Source organism: Mycolicibacterium hodleri (assembly GCF_025822245.1).
In the GTDB taxonomy this organism is placed as follows: domain Bacteria; phylum Actinomycetota; class Actinomycetes; order Mycobacteriales; family Mycobacteriaceae; genus Mycobacterium; species Mycobacterium hodleri.
In genome coordinates this window covers 190,286-204,158 of sequence record NZ_JACKTL010000026.1, presented here as the reverse complement: position 1 = coordinate 204,158, position 13,873 = coordinate 190,286, and the positions used below count along the sequence as shown (strand labels likewise).

Genomic DNA, 13,873 nt, shown 5'->3' with positions numbered 1-13,873 from the left:
GATGGTTCAACCGGAACGCCGTACCAGGGGCGACTTGCTGGCGGCTGCTGCGATCGTCATGGTCCTCGCCGTCGCCGCGGGACTGATCTGGTGGAGCAGTGACGCCAGGGCGACGATCAGCAAGCCGGCCGCCGAGCCGGTTCCCGCGCTGAAGGCGGCGCGGGACGTTCCGACCTCGCTGCGGGAGGTGTGGACCGCCGCCAGCCCGAAGACGCGCAGACCCGTCGTCGCCGGCGGCGCCGTCGTCACGGGCGACGGAAACCAGGTCGACGGCCGGGACCCGGCCAGCGGACGAGTGCTCTGGAGCTATGCCCGGGGCGTGCCGCTGTGCGGCGTCACCTACGTCTACAACGACGCCGTCGCGGTCTACCCCGACGACCGCGGCTGCGGCCAGGTGACGACCGTCGACGGGCAGACCGGACGTCGCCACTACTCCCGCACTGCCTATGCCGACCCGGAGGTGTCCCTGTCGTCGGACGGGTCGACCGTGTTGTCGACGGGTGCCACCCGGCTGGAACTGTGGCGCTCCGACATGGTCCGGATGATCGGCTACGGCGCGCTGGACGCCCGGATCAAGCCCGGCGTTCCCGCCCAGCCGCTGTGCGCCATGGTGTCCGCGGCGGCGAGCTCGAACGCGGTGTCGGTGCTCCAGAAGTGCCCCGGCCAGGCCGATCTGCGCCTCACCCTCCTGGTGCCCGCCGACCAGGAGGACGAACCCACCACCAAGATCGTCCAGCTGCCCGGCGTGTCCGCCGACGCCGACGCGCGGGTCATCGCGGTCTCCGACACCACGACCGCCGTCTACCTGTCGAAGCCGACGCCGGTCGTCAACGTCATCGACGACACCGGGACGACGATCGCCAGCACCGCGCTGCCCGGACCGGTGTCGCCCCAGGCGGTGGCGTCGCGCGCCGGTGATCTCATCACCTGGTGGACCGGTGACTCCGTGATGGTCTTCGAGGCCAACGGGCTGCGGTACAAGTACACGGTGTCACCCGTCAACGGGCAGGCTCCGGTGGGTCCGACGACGCTCATGGCGGGACGGCTGCTCGTCCCCGTCACGACGGGCTACGACGTGTTCAACCCCGACTCCGGCGCGGGCGAATTCCACATCGCGGTGCCGCGCCCGCCGAGCCGTGACGCCGTGATACCCAACGTGGCCGGCACGACCGTGCTCGAGCAACGCGGCGACACCCTCGTCGCGTTGGCCTGACTACACCTCCGGGGTGTACGTCGGCAGCGCCTTCCCCGACTTCCAGTGCTTCAGCAGCGCGGCGGCCAGCTCACGATATGCCATGGCGCCCTTGTTCTTTCGTCCTGCCAGCACCGACGCCCCCGAGGCGCTCGCCTCGGCGAAGCGCACCGTTCTGGGGATCGGCGGAGCCAGCACCGGCAGCTGGTAGCGGTCGACGACGTCGAGGATCACGTCGCGACTGTGCGTGGTCCGTGAGTCGTAGAGGGTGGGCAGTGCGCCCAGCAGAACCAGGTCGGCGTTGGTGATCTGTTGCACGTCGTCGACGGTGCGCAGGAACTGCCCGACGCCGCGGTGCGCGAGCGTCTCGCACTGCAGGGGCACGATGACGTCGTCGGCGGCGGTCAGCCCGTTGAGCGTCAGAACGCCGAGCGACGGCGGGCAGTCGACGATGACGACGTCGAACCGGTCGCCGATCTTGGCCAGTGCCCTCTTCAGCGCGTACTCGCGGCCCGCCCGCATCAACAGCATCGCCTCGGCACCCGCCAGGTCGATGTTCGCGGGCATCAGCGTCATGCCCTCGGGCGTCTCGAGCAGCGCCGTGTCCGGCTCCACGTCCCCGAGCAGCACCTCGTGGATGGACACCGTCAACTTGTCGGGGTCGTGGCCCAGCGAGAACGTCAGCGACCCCTGCGGGTCTAGGTCGACGAGCAGCACGCGTCGGCCCTGCTCGGCCATCGCCGCACCCAACGACGCCACCGTCGTCGTCTTGGCAACCCCGCCCTTTTGATTGGCGACTGCCAGTACTCGCGTCATGGGCTTCATCCTGGCACGCGCAACCCCGAAAGGCGCGTGCGGCACAATCGCGGGTGTGAGCGTCCAAGGGCATCGCCTTCTGTTGCTACGACATGGTGAGACCGAGTGGTCCAAGAGCGGCAGGCACACCGGGCGCACCGATCTCGAACTCACCGACGAGGGGCGCCACCAGGCCACGCTGGCCAGGGAGGCGCTGGCCGACCTGCAATTGGACGACCCGATCGTGGTGAGCAGCCCTCGACACCGGGCACTGGTCACCGCCGAGTTGGCCGGACTCGGGGTCGACGAGGTCACCCCCCTGCTGGCCGAGTGGGACTACGGCGACTACGAGGGCCTGACCACCGCGCAGATCCGCGAGACCACACCGGACTGGACGGTGTGGAAGTACGGCTGCCCGGGCGGGGAGAGCACCGCCGCGGTCAGCGAACGCGCCGACCGGGCCGTCGCCCTCGCGCTGTCGCACATGGAGTCGCGCGACGTGGTCCTGGTGGGGCACGGCCACTTCTCGCGTTCGGTGATGACCCGGTGGATCGAGCTGCCGATCTCCGAGGGCATCAGGGTGTCCATGGCCGCGGCGTCGATCGCGGTCCTCGGCTTCGAACACGGTGTCCGGCAGATCGGCGCACTCGGCCTGACCGGGCACCCCAACCCCTGCCTACCCACGTGACGGAACCGACCTTCGTCCTCGCCGGTCGCGACGGCACCCTCGTCGCCGAGGGCGTGGAGGTCGCGTACCCCGCGCTCGACGACGCGCGCGCCGCCCTGGCCGCGCGAGAATGCCCAATGATCGTGGGCGCGTTGCCATTCGACGTCACCCAGCCGGTGGCCCTGACGAGCCCGACGCACGTTCGTCGCACGGGCGCGTTGCCCGACTGGCCGACCCGGACGATGCCCGCCGTACGCACCACCGAGACGGTGCCCGCCCCCGCCGAACACCGCGCCCGGATCGCCACCGCGCTCGAACATCTGAGGGATCCGGGTTCCGCGCTGCACAAGGTGGTGCTCGCACGCGCGCTGCACCTCGTCGCCGACGCCCCGCTCGACGTGGGCACCCTCCTCCGCCGACTTGCCGAAGACGCCTCGGCGACAACCTACTTCGTCGACCTGAGCGCGGCGGGCGGCAGCCACGTCGGCACCGCACTGATCGGCGCCAGCCCCGAGCTGTTGGTGGCCCGCCGCGGAGACGTGGTGACCTGCCAACCGTTCGCGGGGTCGGCACCACGCTCGGCCGATCCCGCCACGGACCGGGCCAACGGTGCCGCGCTGGCCGAGTCCGCGAAGGACCTCCACGAGCATCGACTCGTCGTCGACCAGATGCGGACGGCGTTGCAGCCGTTGTGCGTCGAGTTGGACATCGCCGCCACCCCGGAGCTGAGCCGCACCTCGGCCGTGTGGCACCTGAACACCCCGATCACCGGGCGGCTGCGCGACTCGTCCACGACCGCACTGGATCTCGCGATCGCCCTGCATCCCACGGCCGCCGTCGGCGGCGTGCCCACCGCCGAAGCCGTCAGCCTGATCTCCGCACTCGAAGGTGACCGTGGGTTCTATGCCGGGGCCGTCGGATGGTGCGACGAACGGGGCGACGGCACCTGGGTGGTGTCCATCCGTTGCGCCGAGTTGTCCGCCGACCGCCGCGTCGCCCACGCCAGATCCGGCGGTGGCATCGTCGCCGAGTCCGATCCGGACGACGAAGTGGCCGAGACGAATACGAAGTTCCGCACCATTCTGAGCGCGTTGGGAGTGAGCACATGAGCGTGGACATCCGTCGGGCCCGACCCGGGGACGAGGCCGAACTGGTCGCCATGGTGCGCGAGTTGGCCGAGTTCGAGCACGCCGCCGACGAGTGCACCGTGACCGAGGAACAACTGCACGTGGCGCTGTTCGGCGACCCGGCCACGGTGCAGGCCCACGTGGCCGAGGTCGACGGCCAGCCGGCCGCGATGGCGTTGTGGTTCTACAACTTCTCCACCTGGGACGGCGTGGCAGGCATCTACCTGGAGGATCTCTTCGTCAGGCCGGCGTTTCGCCGCCACGGCCTGGCCCGGGCCCTGCTGTCGACGTTGGCCCGCGAATGCGTCGACAAGGGCTACTCGCGGCTGACGTGGGCGGTCCTCGACTGGAACTCCAACGCCATCGCCCTCTACGACGCCGTCGGAGGCCACCCGCAAACCGAGTGGATCACCTACCGGGTCTCCGGTGAGGAGCTGTCGGCGCTGGCCGCGGGACCCGGCGATTCGGCCCCTCAGACCTCGTCGTCGGGGCTCTGAGCCAGCCACTGCACCGCCGACGGGCTGAACAGCAACGCCAGCGCCACGACCGCCACCAGCGCGACCGGAACGCCGTAGGACCACTGCTGCGAGCCCACCGCGACGTACCACGCCACGGGCAGCAGCAGGAGTTGCACGAACACCGCGATCCCGCGGCCCCACCGCCGCCCCGTCCACAGCGCCCATGCCGCGGTGAGCACCGCGGCGCCCATCACCACGTACCAGAGCGCGGTGCCGTAGCCGCTGATCGACACCTCGTGGGCGCCCTCGAGGGCGCGGACGACGAACACCACCGCCACGACCACGAGTGCGAGGCCCTCCAACGCCACGATGGCGGCCGCCTGACGAATGGCTGAGGGCGAGGGCACGATCACATCGACGAGCGTAGAGCGCGACGATGCGGCATGCCGATAGGGTTGAGCCCCGTGCGTGCCGTCCTGATCGTGAACCCCAACGCCACGTCGACCACTCCGGCGGGACGTGATCTTCTGGCGCATGCCCTCGAAAGCCGCGTCAAACTGACCGTCGCGCACACCGACCACCGCGGCCATGCGATTGAAATCGCAAGGGACGCAGCGCGAGACGGGACCGACGTGGTGATCGTCCACGGTGGCGACGGAACCGTCAACGAGGTGGTCAACGGCATCCTCGGAGACTGTGGCCAGACCCCGGCCAAGAAGGGCCCCGCAATCTCCGTGGTGCCCGGCGGTTCGGCCAACGTGTTCGCCCGCGCCCTGGGCATCAGCCCCGATCCCGTCGAGGCGACCAACCAACTCGTCGACCTCCTCGGCGCCTACCGTCGCGGCGTCAAGTGGCGCCGCATCGGACTGATGGACTGCGGCGATCGATGGGGCGTCTTCACCGCGGGCATGGGCGTCGACGGCGACGTGGTGGCCGCCGTGGAGGCGCAGCGGGAGAAGGGCCGCAAGGTCACCGCGTCGCGCTACATCAAGGTCGCCACCCGCGAAGTCCTGGCCAGCGCCCGCCGCGATCCGTCGATGACGCTGGAGCTCGCCGGACGCGCCCCCGTCACCGGGGTGCACTTCGCGTTCGTGTCGAACTCGAGCCCGTGGACCTACGCCAACACCCGACCGGTGTGGACCAACCCCGACACCAGCTTCGAGACGGGCCTGGGCGTCTTCGCCACGACGAGCATGAACATTCGCGCCAACTTGGGGCTGGTACGCCAGATGCTGTCGAAGAAGCCGCGCCTGGACGCCAAGCATCTGGTGCGCGACGACGACGTGTCATGGGTGCGGGTGACGGCCGACACGCCCGTCGCCTGCCAGATTGACGGAGATTACGTCGGCCAGCGCGAAAGGATGACGTTCACGTCGGTTCGGGATGCGCTCGGCGTGGTTGCGCCACCGCCGAAAAACGTCTGACCTGCGAAAGCCTTGTGAACTCGCGCGAATCAGGGCGCAAGTGATGTGAGTGTAGTACAAACGTGAGGGGGGTCCGGCCACCCGGTCCCCTCTAGCGATGCCAGTGAGATTGCCCACGTGTGAACGCGCCTCTATTGACATCTGTTCAGCCTGTGGAAGCATCGTTTGCAACAGTGCAGAAACATTTGGTGTGCACGCGTTAACAGCCGAAGAAAAGCTCGTGCGCCTTGCTGCGCACCGGAATAGGAGTAATTAAAATGGATTGGCGGCATAAGGCGGTCTGTCGTGACGAGGATCCGGAACTGTTCTTCCCGGTGGGAAACAGCGGCCCGGCACTCGCCCAGATCGCCGATGCAAAGATCGTCTGCAACCGGTGCCCGGTGACGACCGAGTGCCTGAGCTGGGCTTTGGAGTCCGGACAGGACGCCGGCGTCTGGGGCGGCATGAGCGAGGACGAGCGTCGCGCGCTCAAGCGCCGCAACGCACGGACCAAGGCTCGTACGGGCGTATAGCCCCCTCGTTTTCTTCAGATTTACGGCCCCGGCTTTTACCGGGGCCGTAAATTTTTGTCCTGATGGGATTTTCCAGGATTATTTCCGGGATATTTCGAGCGTGTTACTGCGCCAGCCGGCCGCGTCGACCCACGGGGACCCGCAAGACGACGTCGGTTCCGCCGGTCGGAACGGCGTGCATGCCCAGCGATCCGTCCAGTTCCGCGGCCACCAACGTCCGCACGATCTGCAGGCCCAGGCTGTCGGACTTCTCCAGGCTGAACCCCTCGGGCAGGCCGCGGCCGTCGTCGTGGACCACGACGTCGAGCCACCGCGCGGAGCGCTCCGCCCGGATGGTCACGCTGCCGTTGTCCGACGTCGAGTCATAGGCATGCTCGATGGCGTTCTGGACGAGTTCGGTGATGACCATGACCAGGGCAGTGGCCCGGTCGGCGTCGAGGACGCCGAGATCGCCGACCCGGTTGATCCGGACCGGCCTGCCCACCGAGGCGACGTCGTTCATGATCGGCACGATGCGGTCGACCACTTCGTCGAGGTTGACTTCCTCGTCCACCGACATCGACAACGCGTCGTGAACCAGAGCGATCGACGAGACCCGCCGCACCGACTCGATGAGCGCATCTCGCCCCTCGGCGTTGGTGGTTCGGCGGGCCTGTAGGCGCAGCAGCGCGGCGACTGTCTGAAGGTTGTTCTTCACGCGGTGGTGGATCTCGCGGATGGTCGCGTCCTTGGACAGCAGAGCTCGATCGCGCCGCTTGACCTCCGTCACGTCGCGGATCAACACCGCCGCACCCGCCGCCTTGCCGTCGACCACCATCGGGATCGTGCGCAGCAGCACCGCCGCTCCCCCGGCGTCGACCTCCATGCGCATGCTGGATCCGCCCGAGAGCGAGTCGCGGACGTGGTTCGCCAGTTCCTGGGCCTCGAACGGGTCGGAGATCAGCGGTCGGGTCACGGTGACGAGGTTGTGTCCCTCGAGCTCGGCGTTGAGCCCCATGCGGTGATACGCCGAGATGGCGTTGGGACTGGCGAAGCGGACCTGGCCGACCTCGTCCAGACGGATGAAGCCGTCGCCGACGCGAGGGCTCGACCGCGACATCGCGAGGTCGCCCACGTTGGGGAAGGTGCCCTCGGAGAGCATGTGCAGGATGTCGGCGGCGCAGTCCAGATAGGCCCGCTCCAGCGGGCTGACCTTGCGCCGGTCGGCCAGTGCCGTCTGGTGGGTGAGGACGGCCACCACCCGGTCGCCGTGCCGGACGGGCACCGCCTCGACGTTGAGCCACCGGCCTTCGGGCGAATCTCGGCTTGCCGCATCGGTTTCGCGGCCGATCGCGCCGGAGGCAAAGGCGGCGACCACGACGGGCATGTCGTCGGCGGTGTTGACGGTGCCCACCGCGTCGGCCAGTAGGACGGTGGGTGCGGTGTTGGGCCGGACCTGCGCCACGCACACCAGCGAGCCGTCGTCGTGCCCCACCCACATCAGGTAGTCGGCGAAGGAGAGGTCCGCCAGCATCTGCCATTCCCCGACCACGGCGTGCAGGTGGTCGACGGCGTTGCCGGGCAGCATGGTGTGCTCGGCGAGGAGGTCACCGAGGGTCGACACGGGCGTTGCCTCTCGGTGTCGTTGACCTAGCTGATGACGGCGATGAGATCGCCGGCCTGGATGACGTCGCCGACGGCGACGTTGACCGCGGTCACCTTGCCGGACGCTTCGGCGAGCACGGGGATCTCCATCTTCATGGATTCCAGGAGGACGACGGTGTCACCCTCGTTGATGTCGTCGCCTTCGCTGACCACGACCTCGAGCACACTGGCCACGATCTCAGCGCGAACGTCCTCGGCCATCTTCACCCACTCGTCTCTAGAGCCGCCCCTGCGCTGTCTATCGAACCACACGCACGGGATTGGAATGCAGTGGCGCGAGCGTGAGACACTGACGGGCAAGCAATTGACTCATTGGAGGACCCATGGCCAAGCGTGGTCGTAAGAAGCGTGACCGTAAGCACACCAAGGCCAATCACGGCAAGCGCCCCAACTGCGGTTCGAAGGCAGTTACCTAACCACGGATGATGGTGGTGCGGCTGATCTCCACTCGCAGCCGCGCGCGAAGTGAATCAGGCGCCTTGTCGCCACTGCACCTGGTGGCGATGAGGCGCTTCACGCGTTCCTCGATGCCGTACTGCCGAAGGCACGTGGGGCATTCCTCGAGGTGATGACGCAGCTTGTCCCGCGTCTCGGTCGTGCATTCGCCGTCGAGCAGCGTCCACACCTCCGCGATCACCGACGCGCACTCTGGGTGATCGGGGTCTACGGGACCTACCGGCGGACGGAACGTGTGCTCTTCGGGGCGGTCGAAGTCGCTCACGAAGACACCTCCTCTGGCTCGTCGATCTGACCTCTGATGAAGCCGCGATCCCTCGCGACGTCGGCCAACAATTCACGGAGTTGCTTGCGGCCACGGTGCAACCGGGACATCACCGTTCCGATGGGCGTGTCCATGATCTGGGCAATCTCCTTGTACGGGAATCCCTCGACGTCGGCGTAGTACACCGCCATCCGGAACTCCTCGGGCAACGCCTGCAGCGCCGCCTTGATCTCGGTGTCCGGCAGGGCTTCCATCGCCTCGACCTCGGCAGACCGCAGTCCGGTGGACGTGTGCTGCGCGTTGGCCGCGAGCTGCCAGTCGGTGATCTCGTCGGTCGGATACTCCGCCGGCTGCCGCTGCTTCTTGCGGTAACTGTTGATGTAGGTGTTGGTCAGGATGCGGTACAGCCACGCCTTGAGGTTCGTTCCAGCGCGAAACGAGCGAAAACCCGCGTACGCCTTCACCATGGTCTCCTGCAGGAGATCCTCGGCATCCGCCGGATTGCGAGTCATGCGCAACGCGCCGCCGTACAGCTGGTCCAGCAGCGGTATGGCATCCCGTTCGAAACGAGCCGTGAGCTCGGCGTCAGTCTCGATTGCCGGCTCTTCGGCCGTCGCGGGCGCTGCTCCGTCGAGGTCGGTCATCTGGATCGACACCGTCCCTTCTCTCGCGGCACCAGCGAACAGAACCGGCTCGTCGACCGGCCGTTCCAGGCAAAGCGTTGGCACCGAGGTGTCTCCTAACTTCCGATCCTAGTGGCTCGTACCGACGGAGTCGCCCCACGAGGCCCATCGATGCAGAACAACAGCGTGGACGGCCACGAATGTTCCCGGGGAATCCCCCACTATCGTGAGGCCCGTGGTCCGCGCTGCAACTCCCGCGATCGCCGCCCTCGTCGCGGCGGACGTCCCGCACGAGGTGCTGAGTTACCACCACGATCCCCGCAACGACGCCTTCGGCGACGAGGCCGTCGCCGCCCTGAGCGCCGCCGGCGTCGAGGTGTCCGCCGAGCAGGTGTTCAAGACGCTGGTGATCGCACTGCCGTCGGGCCTGGCCGTCGCGGTACTGCCCGTGCCCTACAAGCTGTCGTTGAAGGCCGCCGCCGCCGCTCTGGGCGCGCCGCGCGCCGAGATGGCCGACCGCGCCGCCGCCGAACGGTCGTCGGGTTACGTCGTCGGCGGCATCTCGCCCCTCGGTCAACGCAGAACGCTGCCGACGGTCGTCGACGACTCGGTGTACGCCTGGGACCGCGTGCTGTGCAGTGCGGGCAGGCGCGGGCTGCAGGTCGCCCTGGCTCCCGCGGATCTGGTGCGTCTCACCAACGCGGTGACCGTCGACGTGCTCGCGTCGTGACGGTTCTAGGGTGATCCCATGTCGCTCTCGGGAAAGACCATGTTCATCTCCGGCGCCAGCCGCGGTATCGGCCTGGCCATCGCCAAGCGGGCCGCCGCCGACGGTGCCAACGTCGCCTTGGTCGCCAAGACCGCAGAACCCCATCCCAAGCTCGAGGGCACGATCTACACCGCCGCCAAGGAGATCGAGGACGCCGGCGGCCACGCCCTGCCGATCCTGGGCGACGTCCGCGACGGCGAATCGGTGGAATCCGCCGTGGCGCAGGCGGTTTCGCAGTTCGGCGGCATCGACCTCTGCGTGAACAACGCGTCGGCGATCAACCTGGGCTCGATCACCGAGGTGCCCCTCAAGCGCTTCGACCTGATGAACGGCATCAACGTCCGTGGTACCTACGCCGTGTCGCAGGCCTGCATTCCGCACATGGTGGGTCGGGACAACCCGCACATCCTCACGCTGTCGCCACCGATCCTTCTGGAGTCCAAGTGGCTCAAGCCGACCGCGTACATGATGGCCAAGTACGGCATGACGCTGTGCGCGCTCGGCATCGCCGAGGAGACGCGAGCCGACGGCATCGCCTCCAACACGTTGTGGCCGCGCACCCTGGTGGCCACCGCGGCGGTCCAGAACCTCCTCGGCGGCGCGGAGGCGATGAGTCGCGCCCGCAAGCCCGACGTGTACGCCGACGCGGCCTACGTGATCTTCAACAAGCCGGCCCGCGAGTACACCGGCAACAGCGTGCTGTGCGAGGACGTCCTGGTCGAGTCCGGCGTCACCGACCTGTCGGTCTACGACTGCGTGCCCGGCTCCGAGCTCGGCGTCGACCTGTGGGTCGAGACGCCCAACCCGCCCGGGTACGGCGCCTGATGTGGGCCGGGGGCCGCTACGAGGCGGTGGCCGACCGCATCGCCGTCATCGCCGGTGAGACCGTCGCGGCCGCGGAGCGCCGCCGGTCGCTTCACGGGGCGACGCTCGTCGACCTGGCCTGCGGCACCGGCAGCGCCGCCCTGGCCGCGGCCGGGCGCGGCGCGGTGGTCACCGGCGTCGACCTGACGCCGGAACTGGTCGCCATCGCCGAGCGCAAGGCGCGCAGCGCGGGGCACGACGTCACCTGGGTGGTCGCCGACGCGACGGAGACGACGCTGCCCGCGCAGTCGTTCGACGCCGCGGTGTCAAACATGGGCGTCATCTTCGTGGAGCCGCGGCGACAGGTCGCCGAGATTGCCCGCGTGCTGAAACCGGCTGGCGTGCTTGCATTCTCAGCCTGGGTGCGCAACGACGGCAACCCGTTCTTCGATCCGATCGTCGAGGTGCTCGGGCCCCCGCCCGACCGGGGGTTCACCCCCGACCAGTGGGGCGATCCCGCGGTCGCACGCGACCGGCTGGCCGCCGACTTCACAGATGTCGAGGTCGACGACGGAATGCTGGTGTGGGCGTTCGACTCGCTGGATGCCGCCCGGCACTTCGTGCGGCACGAGTCACCGATGCACGTCGACCTGTTCGGTCGCCTCGGCGGGGACCAGCACGATCGCCTCCTGGCCGCGTTCACCGAGGCGCTCACACCCCACGTCGGCGACGACGGCGGCGTGCGCTTCGACGCGCCCTACGCGGTGATCACCGCCAACCGCCGCTAGCTCGGCGCGGCCGGCCGGTCCACGACTGCGCGCCGGGGCTCCGTGATCACGTTGCCTGGTACAGGATTCCGCGGCCGATCGCCTCGCGCACCACGGGCATGGCAGCCTCGGCGAGCGCGCCGGCGTCGACCCCGTGGTGGGCGGCCAGCAGCTCGACGAGACTGCCCAACGGCACCTCTCCCCGACACCCGGCGAACAACGCCCGCGACACTTCGTCGACGCCCAGCGTCGCGCCGGGACCCCCGGAACGACGCACGGCGGCGCCGACCACCTGCCAGCCGTCTGCCCCCGGCAGCGAGTGCTCCTCCAGCACCACCGGAGCGGTGGACAGCTTGGCAGCCAGCAGCGCGGTGTCATCGGTGTCGTACAGGTACTGCCGTCGCGCGAAGAAGGCCTCGACCTCGGGTCCGGTGAGGCCCTCGTCGGCCTCGGTGATCTCCTCCAGTATTCGATCCGGTGGGCGATGCTCCCCACGGCGGGGTGCCCGCACCGTGATCATTCCCATGCCGACCCCGGCCACCCCCTCGTCGGCGAACCAGTCCAGCCACGACCCACCCCGACGGGCGGCGTCCTCCGGCCGTTCGCCGGCGTCCGACGTCCACAACGACACATAGCTGATCGGATCGGCGAACTCTCGCTGTACCACCCACGCGTGCAGACCCGTGCCCGCCAGCCAGCCTTCGACCCGCTCGCGCCAGTCCTCGCCGTCGCGCACCATCCAATTGGCCATGATCTGCGCGGTGCCACCCGGTTCAAGATGGTCGCCGACCTCTTCGATCAACTTCTGCGACAACGCATCTCCGGCCATTCCGGAGTCACGGTAGAGGTAGTCCAGCGCACCGGTGCCCACGACGAACGGCGGGTTGGACACGATGAGGTCGAAGCGCTCCCCCGCGACCGGCTCGAAGAGGCTTCCATGCCGCAGGTCCCATCGCATGCCGTTGAGCCGCGCGGACGCGGCGGCCAGCGCCAGCGCCCGTTCGTTCGTGTCGGTGGCGACGATCTGCTCGCAGTGCGCCGACAGGTGCAGAGCCTGGATGCCACTGCCGGTGCCAACGTCCAGGGCGCGCCCGACCGGCGAGCGCACCACCGCGTTGGCCAGCGTCACGGAGGCCCCGCCGATGCCCAGGACGTGGTCGTGGCGCACGGGAGCGGGATGCATCGCGGCGTCCTGATCGGAGACCACCAGGAAGTCGTGCACGCCGTCACCGTGCGGACGGATGTCCAGAACCGCCCGCAGTGAGCCGTCGTCGGTGCATTCGACGACACCGTTGGCGACCAGGGCGTCGACGCCGGCCGTCGGCATGGCGAGCGCGACCCGTTCCGGCGTCTCCCCGGCGCCCAGCAAGAAGAGCCGCACCAGCACCGCGAGGCGTTCGTCACCGGGACCAGGCCGGTCGGTGACGCGCATCGCCGACCACCACAGCCCGCGGCTGAAGGCCGCGTTGGCGTCGGCGCCGAGCAGGGCGGCGACACCGTCGGTGGTGTAGGCCGCGCTGCGCAGATCGGCGGCCAGTGCGTCGACGACGCTGGTCGCGTGAAGCGGATGGGTCACAACAGCGTGCCCTGCTCGGCCCGCGGTTCGACGGGTTCGACGAGCTCGGGTCCGTTGTTGCGGACGCTGTTGACCAGCCGCGACACCTCGCGGACCGCAATGCGGTCCAGATCCCCGTGACCGCGCAGCAGGCCCTCGTCCATCGGCGCGTCGGGATCCAGCCACCGATCCCAGTCGGCCTCACTGATGCTCAGCGGCATGCGGTCGTGAATCTCGGCCAGCTGGCCCGCCGACTCGGTGGTGATGATGGTGCACGTCAGCAGCGGCGGGGCGTCCTTCGCGGGCCGCCACGTCGACCACAGACCGCCCATGAACAGCGGCTCGCCGTCGGCGCCGTGCATGAAGAACGGCGTCTTGGCGCCCTTCTTGCCGCCGGCGCCCTCCGCGCCGGGACGCCACTCGTACCAGCCGTCCATCGGAACCAGGCACCGCTTGGTCTTGGCGGAGGCGCGGAACGCCGCCGACGTGGTGACCGTCTCGGCGCGGGCGTTGATCAGCAGCGGCCCCTTGGTCTCGGGGGTGCCGTCGGCCTTGGCCTTCACCCACGGCGGCACCAGTCCCCACCGCATCGAACGCACCCGTCGGGTCGACTCGTCGTCGGGGTCGGTGTGCCGCTTGACCACCGAGCTGACGGTGGTCGTCGGCGCGACGTTGAAGTTGGGCTGCGGCGGCCCCGCGGCCTCAGTCGCCGCAATGGTCTCGTCGATCGCCTTGATCTTCTCGGCCAGGAGTGCCGGATCGGTCGTCACCGCGAATCGCCCACACATACGTCCCATGGTGGCAGAAACATGCGA

The 13,873-nt window shown here is 69.0% G+C and carries 18 protein-coding genes; 10 read left to right on the top strand and 8 right to left on the bottom strand.

Translation table 11 applies throughout. The features are described 5' to 3' along the window. The first annotated feature begins 1 nt into the window (after nt 1). Nucleotides 2–1,213, top strand: coding sequence for an Rv3212 family protein (locus H7J06_RS09205; protein WP_264038441.1), 1,212 nt, complete (start codon nt 2–4; stop codon nt 1,211–1,213). On the opposite strand, the gene H7J06_RS09200 is transcribed toward H7J06_RS09205, so the two are convergent. Continuing rightward, the gene (locus H7J06_RS09200; RefSeq protein ID WP_264038440.1) at nt 1,214–2,008 is read right to left on the bottom strand and encodes a ParA family protein; all 795 of its coding nucleotides are present in this window, start codon (nt 2,006–2,008) and stop codon (nt 1,214–1,216) included. 55 nt (nt 2,009–2,063) lie between these two features. Between H7J06_RS09200 and H7J06_RS09195 the strand changes: the two genes are divergently transcribed. The 3 genes from H7J06_RS09195 to H7J06_RS09185 are packed head-to-tail and all read left to right on the top strand — an operon-like array spanning nt 2,064 to nt 4,278. Beyond that, nucleotides 2,064–2,675, top strand: coding sequence for an acid phosphatase (locus H7J06_RS09195; protein WP_264038439.1), 612 nt, complete (start codon nt 2,064–2,066; stop codon nt 2,673–2,675). Next, nucleotides 2,672–3,763, top strand: coding sequence for an isochorismate synthase (locus H7J06_RS09190; RefSeq protein ID WP_264038438.1), 1,092 nt, complete (start codon nt 2,672–2,674; stop codon nt 3,761–3,763). Before H7J06_RS09195 ends, H7J06_RS09190 begins: the two co-directional genes overlap by 4 nt. Next, a complete protein-coding gene (locus H7J06_RS09185) occupies nt 3,760–4,278 on the top strand; it encodes a GNAT family N-acetyltransferase (protein WP_264038437.1) in 519 nt (172 codons plus the stop codon). Before H7J06_RS09190 ends, H7J06_RS09185 begins: the two co-directional genes overlap by 4 nt. On the opposite strand, the gene H7J06_RS09180 is transcribed toward H7J06_RS09185, so the two are convergent. Further along, nucleotides 4,254–4,652, bottom strand: a complete 399-nt coding sequence (locus H7J06_RS09180; protein ID WP_264038436.1) for a hypothetical protein — start codon at nt 4,650–4,652, stop codon at nt 4,254–4,256. The two genes, H7J06_RS09185 and H7J06_RS09180, sit on opposite strands and share 25 nt — an antisense overlap. A gap of 51 nt (nt 4,653–4,703) precedes the next feature. Here H7J06_RS09180 and H7J06_RS09175 point away from each other — a divergent pair, with 51 nt between their 5' ends. Both H7J06_RS09175 and whiB1 read left to right on the top strand, forming a co-directional pair. Then, nucleotides 4,704–5,663 (top strand): diacylglycerol/lipid kinase family protein, encoded by a 960-nt coding sequence (locus tag H7J06_RS09175; RefSeq protein WP_264038435.1) that lies wholly within the window; start codon nt 4,704–4,706, stop codon nt 5,661–5,663. A 257-nt stretch (nt 5,664–5,920) separates the two neighbouring features. Continuing rightward, nucleotides 5,921–6,175, top strand: a complete 255-nt coding sequence (gene whiB1 / locus H7J06_RS09170) for a transcriptional regulator WhiB1 (RefSeq protein ID WP_079923542.1) — start codon at nt 5,921–5,923, stop codon at nt 6,173–6,175. Nucleotides 6,176–6,278: 103 nt separating this feature from the next. Here the strand turns inward: whiB1 and H7J06_RS09165 are convergent, their stop codons facing one another. Both H7J06_RS09165 and H7J06_RS09160 read right to left on the bottom strand, forming a co-directional pair. Continuing rightward, nucleotides 6,279–7,778: a two-component system sensor histidine kinase PdtaS gene (locus tag H7J06_RS09165; protein WP_264038433.1), complete on the bottom strand. Its 1,500-nt coding sequence runs from the start codon at nt 7,776–7,778 to the stop codon at nt 6,279–6,281. A 26-nt stretch (nt 7,779–7,804) separates the two neighbouring features. Further along, nucleotides 7,805–8,020 (bottom strand): biotin/lipoyl-binding carrier protein, encoded by a 216-nt coding sequence (locus H7J06_RS09160; RefSeq protein ID WP_264038778.1) that lies wholly within the window; start codon nt 8,018–8,020, stop codon nt 7,805–7,807. 122 nt (nt 8,021–8,142) lie between these two features. On the opposite strand from H7J06_RS09160, the gene H7J06_RS32605 reads away from it, so the two are divergent. Continuing rightward, nucleotides 8,143–8,235: a 50S ribosomal protein bL37 gene (locus tag H7J06_RS32605; protein WP_142271271.1), complete on the top strand. Its 93-nt coding sequence runs from the start codon at nt 8,143–8,145 to the stop codon at nt 8,233–8,235. Here H7J06_RS32605 and rsrA read toward each other — a convergent pair. Beyond that, on the bottom strand, nt 8,232–8,540 hold the full coding sequence (gene rsrA, locus H7J06_RS09155) for a mycothiol system anti-sigma-R factor (RefSeq protein WP_264038432.1): 309 nt from the start codon (nt 8,538–8,540) through the stop codon (nt 8,232–8,234). The genes H7J06_RS32605 and rsrA overlap by 4 nt on opposite strands. After that, nucleotides 8,537–9,184, bottom strand: a complete 648-nt coding sequence (locus H7J06_RS09150; protein ID WP_264038777.1) for a sigma-70 family RNA polymerase sigma factor — start codon at nt 9,182–9,184, stop codon at nt 8,537–8,539. Before H7J06_RS09150 ends, rsrA begins: the two co-directional genes overlap by 4 nt. A 214-nt stretch (nt 9,185–9,398) precedes the next feature. Here H7J06_RS09150 and H7J06_RS09145 point away from each other — a divergent pair, with 214 nt between their 5' ends. The 3 genes from H7J06_RS09145 to H7J06_RS09135 are packed head-to-tail and all read left to right on the top strand — an operon-like array spanning nt 9,399 to nt 11,524. Next, nucleotides 9,399–9,893 carry an aminoacyl-tRNA deacylase gene (locus H7J06_RS09145; protein ID WP_264038431.1) on the top strand — a complete coding sequence of 165 codons (495 nt, stop codon included), beginning with the start codon at nt 9,399–9,401 and terminating at the stop codon, nt 9,891–9,893. 18 nt (nt 9,894–9,911) lie between these two features. After that, the gene (locus H7J06_RS09140) at nt 9,912–10,757 is read left to right on the top strand and encodes an SDR family oxidoreductase (RefSeq protein WP_264038430.1); all 846 of its coding nucleotides are present in this window, start codon (nt 9,912–9,914) and stop codon (nt 10,755–10,757) included. Further along, nucleotides 10,757–11,524 carry a class I SAM-dependent methyltransferase gene (locus tag H7J06_RS09135; RefSeq protein ID WP_264038429.1) on the top strand — a complete coding sequence of 256 codons (768 nt, stop codon included), beginning with the start codon at nt 10,757–10,759 and terminating at the stop codon, nt 11,522–11,524. Before H7J06_RS09140 ends, H7J06_RS09135 begins: the two co-directional genes overlap by 1 nt. 46 nt (nt 11,525–11,570) lie before the next feature. Here H7J06_RS09135 and H7J06_RS09130 read toward each other — a convergent pair whose 3' ends face one another. Both H7J06_RS09130 and H7J06_RS09125 read right to left on the bottom strand, forming a co-directional pair. Beyond that, nucleotides 11,571–13,079 (bottom strand): DUF7782 domain-containing protein, encoded by a 1,509-nt coding sequence (locus H7J06_RS09130; RefSeq protein ID WP_264038428.1) that lies wholly within the window; start codon nt 13,077–13,079, stop codon nt 11,571–11,573. Beyond that, nucleotides 13,076–13,846, bottom strand: a complete 771-nt coding sequence (locus H7J06_RS09125) for an SOS response-associated peptidase (protein WP_264038427.1) — start codon at nt 13,844–13,846, stop codon at nt 13,076–13,078. Before H7J06_RS09125 ends, H7J06_RS09130 begins: the two co-directional genes overlap by 4 nt. Between the last annotated feature and the right edge of the window lie 27 nt (nt 13,847–13,873).